Here is a 14,883-nt window from a genome sequence, read left to right as displayed (position 1 = left end):
CAAAAACCGTGCAACGGTTGTTAAGCCAGCAGCTCCGCCGCGGTCTCCTCGATGATGGCGGCATCGATCCAGGCGGCGTCCCTGCCGTAGCCGATCAACAGCGCGTTGGTGGCGACAGCGTTGATGCGGCGCGGCACCCCGCCGGAAAGCTCGAAGATCCTCTGCACGGCATCCGGCGAAAAGAGCCCCGGCTCGCCGCCGGCCGCCACGATCCTGAAATCGAGGTACTCCAGCGTCTCCTCCAGCCCCAGCGGCGCCAGGTGAAAGTTGAGCGAAATGCGCTGCCTGAACGGCTCGTAAACCGGGGAGGCCAGCATCTCGCGCAGCTCCGGCTGCCCCATGATGATCACGCTCACCAGGTTGCGGTCGTCGAGCTGGAAGTTGGTCAGAAGGCGCAGCTCGTCGAAGAGCTCCCGGTCCGGGATCATCTGGGCCTCGTCGATCACCACCACCGGGACCCGCCCCTCGCCGTGCAGCCGGTACAGTGCCGTGGTGATCTCCTTGAGGAGCTGGTCCTTCTGCAAAGACGGCTCGTTCACCTGCAGCCCCGAGGCGATCACCCGCAACAGCTCGTCGGCGGTCAGACGCGGGTTGAACACGAACATGAAGTGGTAACGGTCCCCCATCCGGTCCATGAGGGCACGCGAGATGGTGGTCTTGCCGCAGCCGATGTCGCCAGTCAGAAGGGCAATCTCGCTCTCCTCAACCGCGTACTCGAGCCGCGCCAGCGCCTCCTGGTGTCCCGAGCTCATGTAGAGGAAGCGGGGATCGGGAGTCTTGCTGAAGGGCTTCTCGGTGAGGCCGTAGAATTCCTTGTACATCAGGCGCTCCCCCGGGTGGCCTCGGCGATGACGCTACCGACGTCGAGCACCAGGATGGTGCGCTGGTCCCCGAGGTCCGCAGCCCCGGAGACGCCCCGGAACCCGGCGAAGGTGTCGCCGATCGACTTGATGACGATATCCTGCTGCCCCAAAAGGTCGTCCACCACGAGTCCCAGCCGCTTCTCGGCCACCCCCACCACGACCACGTAGCAGCTCTCCGGAGCCGCCTCCCCCCCCCTCAGTTCGAAGAGCTCGGAAAGGCGCAACAGCGGGAGGGTCGATTCGCGCAGCTGGATCACTTCCTTGCGCTCGACGGTCTTGATCTCCTTCTGCTCCACGATGATGCTCTCGAGCACCGAGGTGATGGGGAGCGCGTAGGTGCGTCCGGCGGTGGAGATGATGAGCGCCTTGATGATGGCCAGCGTGATGGGGAGGGTGATGACGAAGCGCGCCCCCTGTCCCGGGAAGTTTTCCACGTCGATGAGGCCGGAGAGTGCGGCGATGTTGGTGCGCACCACGTCCATGCCCACGCCGCGCCCGGAGATTTCGCTCACGGTTTCGGTGGTGGAGAAGCCGGGGCGGAAGATGAAATCGAGCGCCTCGCGGTCGTTCACCTCGTCGGGGGAGGAGATGATGCCGAGCTTCACCGCCTTCTGTTTCACGCGCGCCACGTCGATGCCGCCGCCGTCGTCGTCGATCTGGATGACGACGTGATTCCCCTTCTGGTAGGAGGAGAGGGTGATGGTCCCCTTCTCGTCCTTGCCCGCGGCCACCCGCGCCTCGGGGGTCTCGATGCCGTGGTCGATGCTGTTTCTCACGATGTGCATGACCGGGTCGGAGATGTCCTCGATGATCAGCTTGTCCAGTTCCGTGTCGGCGCCGTAGAGCTTAAGCTCGACCTTCTTCCCCTGCTCCCGGGCGATTTTGCGGATGATGCGGGTCATCTTGTCGAAGAGCTGCCCGACCGGGATCATCCTGATCTCCATGACCCCCTTCTGCAGTTCGGAAAGTTTCTTCTCGAGCCCCTTGGCCGCCTTGTTCAGCTGCTGGGAGGGGACGATGAGCCCGTCGCGGCGCATGCGTGCGGCGACGTCGGCGATCATGGAATGGGAGAGCACCAGCTCGCCCACGATGTTCATCAAAAGGTCGAGCTTACCGATGTCGACGCGGACGGTGCGGCTCATGCTCTTGGCGCTGATGGCCCCGCCGTCGCCGACCGCCGGTGCCTGGAAGTCACCTTCCGCCCCGCCCGGTTCCGCGGACGGCGCCGCCCCCTCCACGCTGCGCACCGCCACCTGTTCCGCGACCGGTTCCCCGAAGGTGAAGATGGCCAGGTGTTCGCGGTCGATGATGGGCATAAGAGCACCGGCGGAGAGCTCGGAGCCGAACAGGATCTCGAAGTCGATGCCGGAGTCCAGGCCGCTGGAGGCAGAGGGAAGGGTGCTGATCACCTCGCCCGCCTGCTTCAAGGCGTCGGTCAGTTCCATGAGGTCCGAATCGAAGCTCGCCAAGAGGAGCGACACCCGGATGGAATGGATGTGGCGCCCCTTCTTCACATTTTCCAGCAGGCGGTGCTCTTCGTACTCGGTCATCGAGGAGAGCACCCGCTCGGGAATGTTGAGCCGGGCCAGGGGTGAGTCCTGGTTGGTTTTGGGGCCGCGGGTCAGGCAATCGTTGATGCGCTGCATGGCGCCGGAAAGGTCGGCCCCTTCGCCCCCGGTCTCGCCGGCGTTGCGCACCAGGTGCGCCAGCAGTTCGGTCGATTCGAACAGCGTGCTCACCACGGTCTGGTCCAACTCCACCTTGCCCAGCCTCAGGGCGTCGAGCAGATTCTCCAGGTGGTGCCCCAGTTCGGCGATGTCGGAGAGTCCGAACATGCCGGCCAGTCCCTTAAGGGAGTGCGCACCGCGGAACACGGAGTTGACCAGGTCCGGGCTGCATTCCCCGCCGTCGGCGCAGTCACTCAGTGAGACCAGGTCAAGGCTCAACTGGTCCAGGATCTCCTCGGCCTCGGCCAAAAAGTCCTTCAACGCTTTCCCAATGTTATCCTCAACGCTCATAGACTCTCTTTTTTAAGAAGACGTTCTACGTTCTAGTCACCCAGGTACTTGCAGACCAGTTCCTGCAGCTTCACCGGGTCGAAGGGCTTCACCAGGTACTCGTTGGCGCCCAGGGCCAGCCCCTTCTCGAGATCCTTTTCACCGCTCTCGGTGGAAACGATGAACAGCGGGATGGACTGGTAGTTGGGGTTGTTGCGCACGTAGCTGATCAGCTCGAGACCGTTGATGTCGGGCATGTTGATATCGGTGATGATCAGGTCCACCTGCTCGCGCGGCAAAAGACGCAACGCCTCGAAGCCGCTGGCAGCCTCGACGATGGTGTACTTTTCCAGTTCGTCTATGGTGGAAACCAGCATGGAACGCATGGTGTTGGAATCTTCCGCTATCAGTATCCTCTTCACGTCACATTTCTCCCCGTCCCTGTTCCTGCAGCCTGCGCTGCAACAGGGCTTTTTCCATAGCTATGCCGGCCTGACACAGGAATATCTCCAGCGAATCGGTGTCGCCGATCGGCTTGTCCTCGGGGAGGTTGTCCCCGTAAAGGATGGCGACCACCTTGCCTTCACTAACTATCGGTCCCACGAAATACTCGGCGGGACGCCCGCCCCCCAACTGCTCCAGGAAGTGGTGGGTCCACACCGAGGCATCGACCGCCCCTTTGGCGGGGAACCTGGTCTCGAGCACCTCCGTGAACAGCGACGGCTCCCCCCTGGGGATGGTGAGGTTGCGCACCCGCGCGTCGGCACGGTCATCCCGGTCCTGCAGGCCGAACTGCCCCAGCCCCTGCACGGTCTCTTTCTTGACCAGGAGCACGACCGCGCGGTTCATGAACTCCGCGGCAAAACGAAGCACCAGCAGGATGATGCCGCCACCCAGCTGCGGATTGTTCAGCTCCTCGAGCATGCCGCGCAGCTGGGAGATGCCGGTGCTCTGGTGCAGCTGCGGCGCGAAAAGCGCCGGCTCCTCGCCCATCTCCAGCCGCAACTCATCGCCGATATTGACGCTGGTAAAGGAGGCGTCCGCTCCCGCAGCCAGGCTCTCCAAAGCCGCCGCGAGCCTGGGTGCCAAGGAATCGCGCGACTCCTCGACCTCGCTTTTCAGCGGCTTCATCAGTAGCGGGATGCCCAGGCCGCGCATCTTGCGCTGCGCCTCGTCGTTTTCAAAATCGGTGAGCCCCAAAAGCGGCAGCTCCGGGAAGTTGTTGCGCACGAGCTCCATGAGCTCGAGACCGCCCAGGATGCCGGTCCCGTCCATGCGCGGCATGATCAGGTCGACCAGCACCGTCGGGCGTACGCCGTCTCGGTAAAGGGAATCGACCCGGATCAGTGCATCCTCCCCCCGCTCCATGGCCTCAACCCGGTACCCCTGCTCGAGAAGGAGCGCATTCAGCACAGCGAGTGTCGCCGGGTCGTCGTCCACCAGCACCACCGGTTTGCCCTCGCCCATGTCAGGCGCCATGGCGGCGACAGCCGCAGATTGGGGCGCCTCTTGGCGCGCGTTTTGTGGGAAAGGGGGAACGTCGGGGGTGGGGGGTGGCGTGGCCGGAGCGGCAGCGGACGGCTCCTGCAGCAGGTCGAAGGCGAAGTCGACCGATTCGTCGTGGTGGGTGCCGTGATCGCCGTGTTCGTCTTCACCCTCGCCGCGGTGACGCTGTTCGTCAATGATGCGGGAGCCTTCCATGGCGAGGTACTGCGGGTTGAGCCCCTGCTTCAGCATGAACTGCACCGGGTCCAGCCTGGCGTGGTCGGAGTCTCCTACCTCCTGCAGCTCGAATTCAAAGGTCCCTTCGGCCCAGGCGAACAACGAGTAGACCACGTTCTCGATCTGCTCACGCACCACCGTCTCGATGGCGTCCGCGCTCACCCCGAAGCGCTCCACCATGATGACGCCCAGAAGCTGGGTGTACCCCTCGTCGGCCTGGATGCTCAGCGCGCGCTTCAGGATTCCCAGGTCGATGACACCCTGCTGGATCAGCACCTCGCCCAGGTTTTGCTGGAAGGTCGAGGATGTGGCGCGGATCACCTGCCCGTTGCGGAAGATCACCCGCGCCTCTCTCCCCCTGCTTTGCAGGGCGAGCACGCCGGACCTCCTGCTCAGGCTTACGATCTGCAGGATCTCGCCTAAGCCGAGATCTTCCAAATTGCCGACTAGACTCATTGATGCCGCTCGCTGTTAGTAGGGGGTGGATTAGAAATAGGCATCATACTAAACCATCGTATCGGCCAAGTAAAGAATGATTTAGGTATCTTTCTTGTCTCTGCCGCGGAAAATAAGCTTTAAAGGAGTACCGCTGAAACCGAATGCCTCTCTAAAACGATTCATGATGTACCGCTCATAGGAAAAATGAATTCCCTCGGGGCGATTGGTGAAGACGACAAAGGAAGGAGGTTTGATACCCACCTGGGTCGCATAGTAGAATTTGACCCGCCTGCCGCCGTCCAGCGGGGCGTGGTTCTCGTCCACGGCCTGGTTGAAGATGCGGTTCAACTCGCCGGTGCTCACCCTCTTGCAGTACTGCTCCATCACCTGGTCCACCTCGGCCACGATCTTGCCGGTGCGCTGCCCGCTCTGGGCCGAGACGAAGAGGATCGGGGCGAAGGGAAGGTACTTGAAGTTGCGGCGGATATCGTCGGTGAACTTACTTATGCTGGAGTTATCCTTCAGCACCGTGTCCCACTTGTTCACCACGAAGATGCAACCGCGCCCAGCCTCGTAGGCATAGCCGGCGATCTTGGTATCCTGTTCGGTGACCCCCTCCTCGGCGTTCAGGACGATGAGCACCACGTCGGCGCGGTCGATGGAGCGCAAGGCGTCCACCACCGAATATTTCTCGATCGCCTGCACCGTTTTTCCCTTCCTGCGGATGCCGGCGGTATCGATCAACAGGTAGGGCTTCTTGTTCACCATGAAGCGGGTGTCGACCGCGTCGCGGGTAGTGCCTGCGGTGGGGTTGGCCACCACGCGTTCATAGCCCAGAAGGCGGTTCACCAGGGTGGATTTGCCCACGTTGGGGCGGCCCACTACAGCGATCTTGGTGATCTCCTCGTCCTCATCCTTGTCCCGGTTGTAAGGGAGCACGGCCAGCACCTCGTCCATCAGGTCGCCCACGCCGCGGTTGTGCTCGGCGGAGATGGTGTGGATGTGGTCCACCCCCAGCGAGTAGAAGTCCCCCGCTTCGGCCTCCTGCTTCTCGCCGTCCACCTTGTTGATGATGTAGAAGACCGGCTTGTTGATGCGCCTGAGCATCTCCACCACTTCGCGGTCGGCGGGGGTGAGTCCGCCGCGCGCGTCCATCACGAAGAGGATGAGATCCGCCTCGTCCATTGCGAAGCGTGACTGCTCGCGCATCTGCTGCAGAAGCTTGTCCGAGGTTTCCGGCTCGAAGCCGCCGGTGTCGACCAGGATGAAGGGGACGTCGAAGCGGTTCACCTCGGCGTAGTTGCGGTCCCGGGTCACTCCGGGCATGTCGTGAACCATCGCCTTACGGCGCCCGACCAGCCTGTTGAAAAGGGTGGACTTCCCGACGTTAGGGCGTCCGACGATGGCAATAATTGGTTTCATGGTTTTCCAGCGGAAAGGTGGCCAATCGTAACCGATTAAAATGGCGCAACTTTCCGTTTTAATGTATTTGACAGCTAACCGGTATGTGTAACATTTTGCTTCGTAATAAGCAACAGATACCGTTTTTGGCGGGAACCGCCCCCTGAGTCACCCAAAAAGGATCCTCCTATCCAGCCTAGTGCTATTATCTCGACGGGATACGAACTGGCAGGATAACTTCGTTCAAGGACAGGGAAGCCGAAAAGCTTTTTCATGGCCGCTTCTCCCGTAAGCTCCCGCAATCGATTCAGCGGACCGCAGCGGTGAAGCTGGCGATGCTGCACGCCGCGGCGCATCAACGAGATCGTACGCGGGCGGCGCTCCATCACGGCAGACACCGCGCTGCGGCTGGGCCGGTTCTTCGCCATGGAGGCCCAGTTCTGGCTCAACCTGCAAAACCATTACGAAATGGAGATGGCGCTGGAGGCCTTGCAGGGACGCCTGGAGACGGAAGTGCGTCCCTTTTCCCGCGCCGCCTGACCCGCCCATTTTGTGTTACAAACCGGGACGTGAGAATTGACATCGACGTCGTAATCTGCTAGGTTGGCGATCCGCCTGCAGCAGGCTCGCGCACCGCTCGCACCTTGGCGACGCGCCCCTTCCTTACCCCCTCCCCGCCGCACGCTGCCGGCAGAAATAAGCTTGATACGGAGCCTACATGCACAAGAAGCTGTATATCCCCGGGCCGATCGAAGTGAGCCCGGAGATCCTCGAGGCCATGGCTACGCCGATGATCGGCCACCGCATGCCGGAGTACGCGCGCCTGCACAAGGGCGTCACCGACAAGCTGAAGCAACTGATGTCCACCAAGGAGAAGGTCTTCCTCTCCACCTCGAGCGCCTTCGGCGCCATGGAGGGCGCGGTCCGCAACCTGGTCGGCAAGCGCTGCGCCAACTTCTGCAACGGCGCCTTCTCCGACAAATGGCACAAGGTCACCCTCTCCTGCGGCAAAGAGGCCGACGCCTTCAAGGCCGAGTGGGGCCAGCCCATCACCGCCGAAATGGTGGACGCGGCGCTTGCCACCGGCAAGTACGACGCCATCACCCTGATCCACAACGAGACCTCCACCGGCACCATGAGCCCGCTCCCCGAGATCGGCGCGGTGCTCAAGAAGTACCCGGACGTGGTTTCGATCATCGACACCGTCTCCTCCATGAGCGCGCTCAACATCCCAATCGACGAGTTGGGCATCGACTGCTGCGTCTTTGGCGTGCAGAAGGCCTTTGCCCTGCCGCCGGGCCTGGCCGTGTTCACCGCCAGCGAAAGGGCGCTTGAGCGCGCCAAGACCGTGCCCGGTCGCGGCTACTACTTCGACTTCCTGGAGTTCCTGGCGGCCGACGAGAAGGACAACACACCGTCCACGCCGTGCATCTCGCTCATCTACGCCATGAACCTGCAGTTGGAGCGCATCTTCGCCGAAGGGCTGGAGCGACGCTTCCAGCGTCACCAGGAAATGGCGGATTTCATGCGCGCCTGGGTGGCCCAGCACGGCTTCGGCATCCTGCCGGCCGAACCGTACCGCTCGGTCACCCTTACCTGCGCTACCAACGACCGCGGCGTGGACTTGGCACTGATCAAGAAGCAGCTGGGCGAACGCGGTATTGCGTTCGATGACGGGTACGGGAAACTGAAAGGGAAGACCTTCCGCGTCGCGCACATGGGCGACATGAAGCTGGAAGATCTCAAACAGATCACAACCGAATTGGAGGGACTGCTGCAGGGTCTCTAAAGGCGAAGGGGGGGAGCAGTTCAGCTCCCCCCCTTTTTACATCTCCTATTCCGGCTCGAAGGCCTCTTTGCCTACCCCGCAGATGGGGCAGACCCAGTCGTCGGGAAGGTCGGTGAAGGGGGTTCCGGGCGGCACCCCGTTCTCCGGGTCCCCCAGGTAGGGGTCGTAGACGTACTGGCAAACGGTGCAGATGTAAGGCTCCATTGAATACCCCCTGTTGTGCATGGTGAGGCCAACTACTTCGGTCGGCGAGGAGTCAAGACTGTCTAATGTTCGGCGGAACTGACTTGACAGGGACGAAAGACAGCCTGAAGTCCGGAAACAGTCTAACAGACTGAGACTGCGTGTCAATTGGGCGTCCGTATACATTTGCTCTTGCTTTTAAAAGCGCTTATGTTATTTTAAAATAATTAAAATCGTGACTCAAAGAGGAGAGCAGAGAGTCGTTCGATGACATCAGTCGGTGCATGTCTTTCATAGAGCACACGCCACTATCTCACAGAGCGAATCGTCAGTCAGGGCAAGGGCCTCACTTCCCAGCACCCCGCGTACGACGTCCAAAAACTAAGGCACGGCAACATAAACCCATCTAACCGACGCTAACGAAACATCAACCGTAGGCCGGAGCCGTATCGAGCCCCCGCAGGGGTCTCCCTCCGTCATGTTCCGGTCCACCGCCATCATGGCAGAGAGGACAACTATGGAAACCTGTGAGATTAGCAGCACCGCGGAGGGTTTGGTCTCTTCTAAAAATGCGATGAAGCAATACCCAAAGGAGGGAATATCCATGAATTACGAAGTAAAGAACAAGCAGCTGCTGGCGTGGGTCAAGGAAGTTGCCGAAATGTGCCAGCCGGAACAGATCCATTGGTGCGACGGGACCGAGGAAGAGTACAACAACCTGTGCGAACTGCTGGTTAAGGGGGGCACCTTCCAAAAGCTGAACCCGGAGAAGCGCCCGAACAGCTACCTGGCGCTGTCCGATCCCGGCGACGTCGCCCGCGTCGAGGACCGTACCTTCATCTGCTCCATCGCCAAGCAGGATGCCGGCCCGACCAACAACTGGGTGCACCCGAAAGAGATGAAGAAGACCCTGACCGGCCTCTTCACCGGCTGCATGAAGGGCCGCACCATGTACGTCATCCCCTTCTCCATGGGGCCGCTGGGCTCCAACATCGCCAAGATCGGCGTCGAGATCTCCGACTCTCCCTACGTCGCCGTCAACATGAAGATCATGACCCGCATGGGCAAGAAGGTCGTCGACATCCTCGGTGAGAACGGCGAGTTCGTCCCCTGCCTGCACTCGGTCGGCGCACCGCTCGCCCCGGGCCAGAAAGACGTGCCCTGGCCGTGCAACAAGGAGAAGTACATCGTCCACTTCCCCGAAGAGCGCTCCATCTGGTCCTTCGGCTCCGGCTACGGCGGCAACGCCCTCCTGGGCAAGAAGTGCCTGGCGCTCAGGATCGCTTCCAAGATCGCCAAGGACGAGGGGTGGCTGGCCGAGCACATGCTGATCCTCGGCATCGAGACCCCGGAAGGTGAGAAGACTTACCTCGGCGCCGCCTTCCCGAGCGCCTGCGGCAAGACCAACCTCTCCATGCTGGTCCCGCCCGACCACTTCGCGAAGAGCGGCTACAAGATCTCCACCGTCGGCGACGACATCGCCTGGATCAAGCCCGGACCCGATGGCCAGCTCTACGCCATCAACCCGGAAGCCGGCTTCTTCGGCGTTGCCCCGGGCACCTCGTTCAAGTCCAACCCGAACGCGATGCACTCCTGCGCCAAGAACACCATCTTCACCAACGTGGCGCTTACCCCGGACGGCGACGTCTGGTGGGAAGGGATGACCGACGAACTCCCCGCGAAGCTCACCGACTGGCAGGGTAACGAGTGGACCCCGGGCTGCGGCCGCAACGCCGCGCATCCGAACTCCCGCTTCACCTCCCCGGCCTCGCAGTGCCCCTCCATCGACCCGGCTTGGGAAGACCCGAAGGGTGTGCCCATGAAGGCCTTCGTGTTCGGCGGCCGCCGCAACAACGTGATCCCGCTGGTGTACCAGTCCTTCAACTGGAGCTACGGCGTCTACCTCGCCGCCACCATGGGGAGCGAGACCACCGCAGCCGCCGTGGGCGCCATCGGCAACGTCCGTCGCGACCCGTTCGCGATGCTTCCCTTCACCGGCTACCACGTCGCCGACTACTTCAACCACTGGCTCCAGGTCGGGCGCACCACCCCGAACCCGCCGCGCATCTTCTCGGTCAACTGGTTCCGCAAGGATGCCAACGGCAAGTTCCTCTGGCCGGGCTTCGGCGAGAACATGCGCGTGCTCAAGTGGATCGCCGACCGCGCCAACGGCCGCGGCGCTTCCGTCGAGAGCCCGCTGGGCTGGATGCCGCGCTACGAGGACATCGACTGGACCGGCCTGAACGACGTTACCCGTGAGCAGTACCAGGAGCTCATGTCCATCGACCGCGACGTCTGGAAGGAGGAGATCCTCTCCCACGAGGAGCTGTTCGTGAAGATGTACGACCGTCTCCCGAAAGAGTTCCTCCACATCCGCGAGATGATCCTTTCCGGCCTGTGGCGTTCGCCGGAGCACTGGGAGCAGTACAACCCGGCTTCCGCAGAAGGGTTCAACGACTAATAAGTCGTCGAAGTACCAATGAAACAAGCAAGGGCCCCGGTCTTAATGACCGGGGCCCTTTTGCTTTGCCGCGCCGGTTGCAAAGCTACCTACCCCTGATATCTTTTAAGCTTGTCGCAGATCCAATGAGAGAGGCAACGAGACAGGGAGGGAGCAGTGAGATTAAACGATATCACCAGGGGTAACGGACTCGAGCAGCACGGCATCCACAACGCGAACCTGATCTACTGGACCTCCCCCACTTCCGTCCTCTACGAACAGGTAGTGCGCCGCGGCGAGGGGCTCATCTCGCACCTGGGCGCACTGGCGGTGAAGACCGGGCACTACACCGGGCGCGCCGCCAACGACAAGTTCATAGTCGACGAGCCCTCCTCGAGCGCACACGTCAACTGGGGCAAGGTGAACCGCCCCTTCCCGGCGGACAAATTCGATGCGCTGTACCAGAAGATGTGTAACTACATGCAAGGGCGCGACCTGTTCGTCCAAGACTGCTTCGCCGGGGCGAGCCCGGACCACCGCATCCCGGTGCGCATCATAACCGAACGCGCCTGGCATTCCCTGTTCGCCCGCAACATGTTCCTGCGCGCAACACAGGAGGAGCTGCTCACCCACCAGACCGAGTTCACCGTCATCGACCTCCCCGCCTTTCACGCCCAGCCCAGCGTCGACGGCACCAATTCGGAAGCCTTCATCATCATCAACTTCGCCAGGAAGATGGTGATCATCGGCGGCACCAGCTACGCCGGCGAGATCAAGAAGTCGATCTTCACCGTACTCAACTACCTGCTACCGCAAAAGAACGTGATGTCGATGCACTGCTCCGCCAATACCGGCCTCGACGGCGACGTGGCCATCTTCTTCGGCCTTTCCGGCACCGGCAAGACCACGCTCTCCGCCGCCCCTAACCGGCTTCTCATCGGCGACGACGAGCACGGCTGGGACGAGGACGGCGTCTTCAACTTCGAAGGGGGATGCTACGCCAAGGTGATCAACCTCTCCGCCGAGAGCGAGCCGGAGATCTACCAGTGCACCCGGCGCTTCGGCACCATCCTGGAGAACGTCGCCATAGATACCATCTCGCGCCGCATTGATCTCGACGACGCCTCGTTCACCGAGAACACCCGGGCCTCCTACCCTATCACCCACATTCCCAACATCATCCCCGGCGGTACCGGCGGCCACCCCACCAACGTGATCATGCTCACCTGCGACGCCTTCGGCGTCTTGCCGCCGATCGCACGGCTCACCCCCGCGCAGGCCATGTACCACTTCCTGTCCGGCTACACCGCCAAGGTGGCCGGAACCGAAGCGGGCGTAACCGAGCCGCAAGCCACCTTCTCCGCCTGCTTCGGCGCTCCCTTCATGGCGCTCAGGCCGTCCTTGTACGCCGACCTCCTCGGCAAGAAGATCGGCTCCAACAAGGTCGACTGCTGGCTGGTGAACACCGGCTGGAGCGGAGGCGGCCCCGGCGTGGGGGCGAGGATGAAGATCGGGTACTCGCGCGCCCTGGTCAACGCTGCGCTGGACGGGACGCTAAGCGCGGCGAGCTTCGTCAAGGATCCGGTGTTCGGCCTGGACATCCCCGAGAGCTGTCCAGGGGTACCGGCGGAGATCCTGAACGCGAGAAACGCCTGGAGCGACAAGGCCGCCTACGACGCAATGGCGCAGAAGCTCGTCGCGATGTTCCGCAAGAACTTCGAGCAGTTCAAGGAGACTGCATCGCCCGAGATCGCTTCAGTTCTCTAGTTGCACCGGGAAACGACGCTGCTATCATTAAGACAAAGCTCAGGAGGTTACCATGAAAAGGGTACATTCAGAGATATGTGACACGACGGAGAGGAAGGAGCAGCGGGTCCAGGTTAAGAACACTAAGACCGGCGAGATCGGCTTGAGCTACGGCTGCACTATCGAGGGGGACACCGTGCAGGTGGAACTACCCGACGGTAGCCTGGACAGCTGGCCCGAAGACGACTGCGAGATGATCTCGTAACCCATTGTCGCGGGGGGAGCAGGCGGAAACGCGAAGGCCTTTCGCCTCCCCCTGCTGCCTCCGTGGCAGCAAGCATAGAAGAAAAAAGGCCGTCCCCTCCGGGACGGCCTTTTTTCGTGCAATAAAACGGTCCTCAGTCACGGCACTCCTAGGAAAGCCGGAACTTCCCTATGACGCGGTTCAAGTCGTCGGAGCGCTCCTTCATGCCGTAGGCCAGGCGGGACGAGTCCCGCAGGCTCCGGGCCCCTTCCTGCAGCCCCTGGTTTACCTGCTGCACGTTGGCTGCGATCTCGCCGGTAGCAGCACTTTGCTCCTCGGCTGCGGTGGCGATCTGGTTCACCTGTTCCGTCACGCGGTCCACCTGGTCCAGGATCTCTTTCAGCGCGGTTCCCGAGCGCGCCGCCTCCTCGCTGCCGATCTCGACCTCGCGCACGCCGGCCTCCATTACGGCGACAGCCGCCTTGGTCTCAGACTGGATTCCCTTGATCATCTCACCGATCTCTCGGGTGGCACGGGCGGTACGCTCTGCCAGCGCGCGCACCTCGTCGGCAACCACCGCGAAGCCCCGTCCCTGTTCGCCGGCGCGTGCCGCCTCGATGGCCGCATTGAGGGCGAGGAGGTTGGTCTGGTCGGCAATGTCCTCGATGGTGCTGATGATGGCGCCGATCTGGTCGGAGCGTGCCCCCAGACCTTCCACCGTCTGCGCCGAGGCCGTGACCTGTTCTGCAAGCCGGCGCATCGACTCAAGAGTCTTGTCCAGGATGGCGGCACCGGTGGTCGCCTTACTGCTGGCAAGCTTGGCCCCATCGGCGGCGCTCATGCAGTTGGCAGCGATGTCATTGGTGGTGGCCGCCATCTCTTCGCTTGCCGTAGCCACCGATGCCGACTTAGCGGCCAAGTTGTCGATGTCGGCGGCGATGCCGTCCGAAATCCCGGAAAGACGTTCGCTGGAGCTGCCGACATCCCTGCTTTCTGCCACCACGTCCTGCATGATCAACTGGATCTTCTCGATGAACAGGTTGAAGGCCTCGGAAAGTTTGCCCACCTCGTCCTGGGCCTGGACCGGGAGTCTCCTGGTAAGGTCCCCCTCGCCCTGGGCCAGCTCCCGGGCCATCTCCACGATACTGCGCAGCGGTTTCAGGGCTATCCCGATGCCGAAGCCGAGCGCGGCTACGCTGAGGATGAAGACCACTACGGCGGCACCAAGCATCCAGGAAAACTGGAGGTTAGCGTGCTCGACCCCCTTGGCCCTGATCTTGGCGGCTTCCGCTTCCAGATCGTCGGTGTAGACGCCGGTGCCGACCTCCCAGTCCCAGGGGGCGAAGTGGCCGATGTAGGTGAGTTTTTGCAGTGGCGGCCCGTCAGGCGTCTTCGGGAAGGCGTACTCCACGAAGCCGCCGCCGGAGCGCGCGGCCCTGACGAACTCGCGCACGAACATCTTGTCCTTCTTGTCCTTGAGATCCGTAATATCCTTTCCCTCGAGCTCGGTCTTCACCGGGACCAGGATCGCACGCGCGTGGTCCCCTTCCAGGGCGTGCACCATGAAGTACCCGCTCTTGTTCTCGAAAAACCTAACCGGGCGCAGCAGTTCCAAGGCACGTTTCTTTGCCGCCTCCATGTCGCCCCCTGATGCCTTGGCCTCGTTGTACACGGAGTCGATGATCGCAAGGGCGACGGCGATCTCGCTCTTCAACTCCTGCTTGCGGGACTCGATCGTTTTCGACTTCAGTATCTCGTAACCAGTCTCGTTGGTACTGAGAATGGCGTGCCGGGCAATGCCGATCAACACCACCGCAAGCAGCATGACCACGAGCGACGCACCAACGAGAACCTTTACCTTAATGCTGAACCCGCTGCTTTTCATGATGAGCTCCTCTTGCTATCATTTGACTGCATAGATGGTAGTTTCAGCAACACGTACCGAGGGCACTGCTTTGCTACTCAGTATTTCGGCTTCACGAGACTGGAGCTTAAGACAATATCGTGAAATCAGATTGAGACCGGCCACGCACAGGGCCCAGCTCTCATCAAGGAGGCAG

Annotated in this window: 12 protein-coding genes; 5 read left to right on the top strand and 7 right to left on the bottom strand. The window is 61.8% G+C overall.

The window, feature by feature from the left end:
- Nucleotides 1–20 precede the first annotated feature (20 nt).
- The 5 genes from K7R21_RS18845 to der form a co-directional block, all read right to left on the bottom strand.
- The gene (locus tag K7R21_RS18845) at nucleotides 21–821 is read right to left on the bottom strand and encodes an ExeA family protein (protein WP_224984819.1); all 801 of its coding nucleotides are present in this window, start codon (nucleotides 819–821) and stop codon (nucleotides 21–23) included.
- Nucleotides 821–2,881: a chemotaxis protein CheA gene (locus K7R21_RS18840; protein ID WP_224984818.1), complete on the bottom strand. Its 2,061-nt coding sequence runs from the start codon at nucleotides 2,879–2,881 to the stop codon at nucleotides 821–823. The genes K7R21_RS18845 and K7R21_RS18840 overlap by 1 nt, the downstream gene beginning before the upstream one ends.
- Nucleotides 2,882–2,913: 32 nt before the next feature.
- A complete protein-coding gene (locus K7R21_RS18835) occupies nucleotides 2,914–3,282 on the bottom strand; it encodes a response regulator (protein ID WP_199389425.1) in 369 nt (122 codons plus the stop codon).
- A gap of 1 nt (nucleotide 3,283) precedes the next feature.
- Entirely contained in the window at nucleotides 3,284–5,038 is a 1,755-nt protein-coding gene (locus K7R21_RS18830) for a response regulator (RefSeq protein ID WP_224984817.1), read from the bottom strand.
- Between the two features lie 81 nt (nucleotides 5,039–5,119).
- Nucleotides 5,120–6,442, bottom strand: a complete 1,323-nt coding sequence (gene der / locus K7R21_RS18825; protein WP_224984816.1) for a ribosome biogenesis GTPase Der — start codon at nucleotides 6,440–6,442, stop codon at nucleotides 5,120–5,122.
- Between the two features lie 333 nt (nucleotides 6,443–6,775).
- On the opposite strand from der, the gene K7R21_RS20990 reads away from it, so the two are divergent.
- Both K7R21_RS20990 and K7R21_RS18815 read left to right on the top strand, forming a co-directional pair.
- Nucleotides 6,776–6,961, top strand: coding sequence for a HigA family addiction module antitoxin (locus tag K7R21_RS20990; RefSeq protein ID WP_224984926.1), 186 nt, complete (start codon nucleotides 6,776–6,778; stop codon nucleotides 6,959–6,961).
- Between the two features lie 178 nt (nucleotides 6,962–7,139).
- Entirely contained in the window at nucleotides 7,140–8,210 is a 1,071-nt protein-coding gene (locus tag K7R21_RS18815; RefSeq protein ID WP_224984815.1) for a pyridoxal-phosphate-dependent aminotransferase family protein, read from the top strand.
- A gap of 45 nt (nucleotides 8,211–8,255) precedes the next feature.
- On the opposite strand, the gene rd is transcribed toward K7R21_RS18815, so the two are convergent.
- Nucleotides 8,256–8,414 (bottom strand): rubredoxin, encoded by a 159-nt coding sequence (gene rd / locus K7R21_RS18810; RefSeq protein ID WP_183345780.1) that lies wholly within the window; start codon nucleotides 8,412–8,414, stop codon nucleotides 8,256–8,258.
- A gap of 553 nt (nucleotides 8,415–8,967) precedes the next feature.
- Between rd and K7R21_RS18805 the strand changes: the two genes are divergently transcribed.
- The 3 genes from K7R21_RS18805 (at nucleotide 8,968) to K7R21_RS18795 (ending at nucleotide 12,844) form a co-directional block, all read left to right on the top strand.
- Nucleotides 8,968–10,854 carry a phosphoenolpyruvate carboxykinase (GTP) gene (locus tag K7R21_RS18805; protein ID WP_224984814.1) on the top strand — a complete coding sequence of 629 codons (1,887 nt, stop codon included), beginning with the start codon at nucleotides 8,968–8,970 and terminating at the stop codon, nucleotides 10,852–10,854.
- Nucleotides 10,855–11,010: 156 nt separating this feature from the next.
- Nucleotides 11,011–12,600, top strand: a complete 1,590-nt coding sequence (gene pckA / locus K7R21_RS18800; protein ID WP_224984813.1) for a phosphoenolpyruvate carboxykinase (ATP) — start codon at nucleotides 11,011–11,013, stop codon at nucleotides 12,598–12,600.
- Nucleotides 12,601–12,652: 52 nt separating this feature from the next.
- A complete protein-coding gene (locus K7R21_RS18795; RefSeq protein WP_224984812.1) occupies nucleotides 12,653–12,844 on the top strand; it encodes a hypothetical protein in 192 nt (63 codons plus the stop codon).
- 148 nt (nucleotides 12,845–12,992) lie between these two features.
- Here the strand turns inward: K7R21_RS18795 and K7R21_RS18790 are convergent, their stop codons facing one another.
- On the bottom strand, nucleotides 12,993–14,708 hold the full coding sequence (locus K7R21_RS18790) for a methyl-accepting chemotaxis protein (protein WP_224984811.1): 1,716 nt from the start codon (nucleotides 14,706–14,708) through the stop codon (nucleotides 12,993–12,995).
- Nucleotides 14,709–14,883: the final 175 nt, after the last annotated feature.

Origin of the sequence: Geomonas agri, from assembly GCF_020179605.1 — a bacterium.
Lineage (GTDB): Bacteria > Desulfobacterota > Desulfuromonadia > Geobacterales > Geobacteraceae > Geomonas > Geomonas agri.
The sequence above is the reverse complement of the archived record's forward strand: the minus strand, read 5'-3'. Positions and strand labels throughout refer to the sequence as shown.

Bases quoted from the DNA above. Each gene is read 5' to 3' on its own strand.
- K7R21_RS18845 (WP_224984819.1), bottom strand. From the start codon at position 821: ATGTACAAGGAATTCTACGGCCTCACCGAGAAGCCCTTCAGCAAGACT.
- K7R21_RS18840 (WP_224984818.1), bottom strand. From the start codon at position 2,881: ATGAGCGTTGAGGATAACATTGGGAAAGCGTTGAAGGACTTTTTGGCC.
- K7R21_RS18830 (WP_224984817.1), bottom strand. From the start codon at position 5,038: ATGAGTCTAGTCGGCAATTTGGAAGATCTCGGCTTAGGCGAGATCCTG.
- der (WP_224984816.1), bottom strand. From the start codon at position 6,442: ATGAAACCAATTATTGCCATCGTCGGACGCCCTAACGTCGGGAAGTCC.
- K7R21_RS18815 (WP_224984815.1), top strand. From the start codon at position 7,140: ATGCACAAGAAGCTGTATATCCCCGGGCCGATCGAAGTGAGCCCGGAG.
- rd (WP_183345780.1), bottom strand. From the start codon at position 8,414: ATGGAGCCTTACATCTGCACCGTTTGCCAGTACGTCTACGACCCCTAC.
- K7R21_RS18805 (WP_224984814.1), top strand. From the start codon at position 8,968: ATGAAGCAATACCCAAAGGAGGGAATATCCATGAATTACGAAGTAAAG.
- K7R21_RS18795 (WP_224984812.1), top strand. From the start codon at position 12,653: ATGAAAAGGGTACATTCAGAGATATGTGACACGACGGAGAGGAAGGAG.
- K7R21_RS18790 (WP_224984811.1), bottom strand. From the start codon at position 14,708: ATGAAAAGCAGCGGGTTCAGCATTAAGGTAAAGGTTCTCGTTGGTGCG.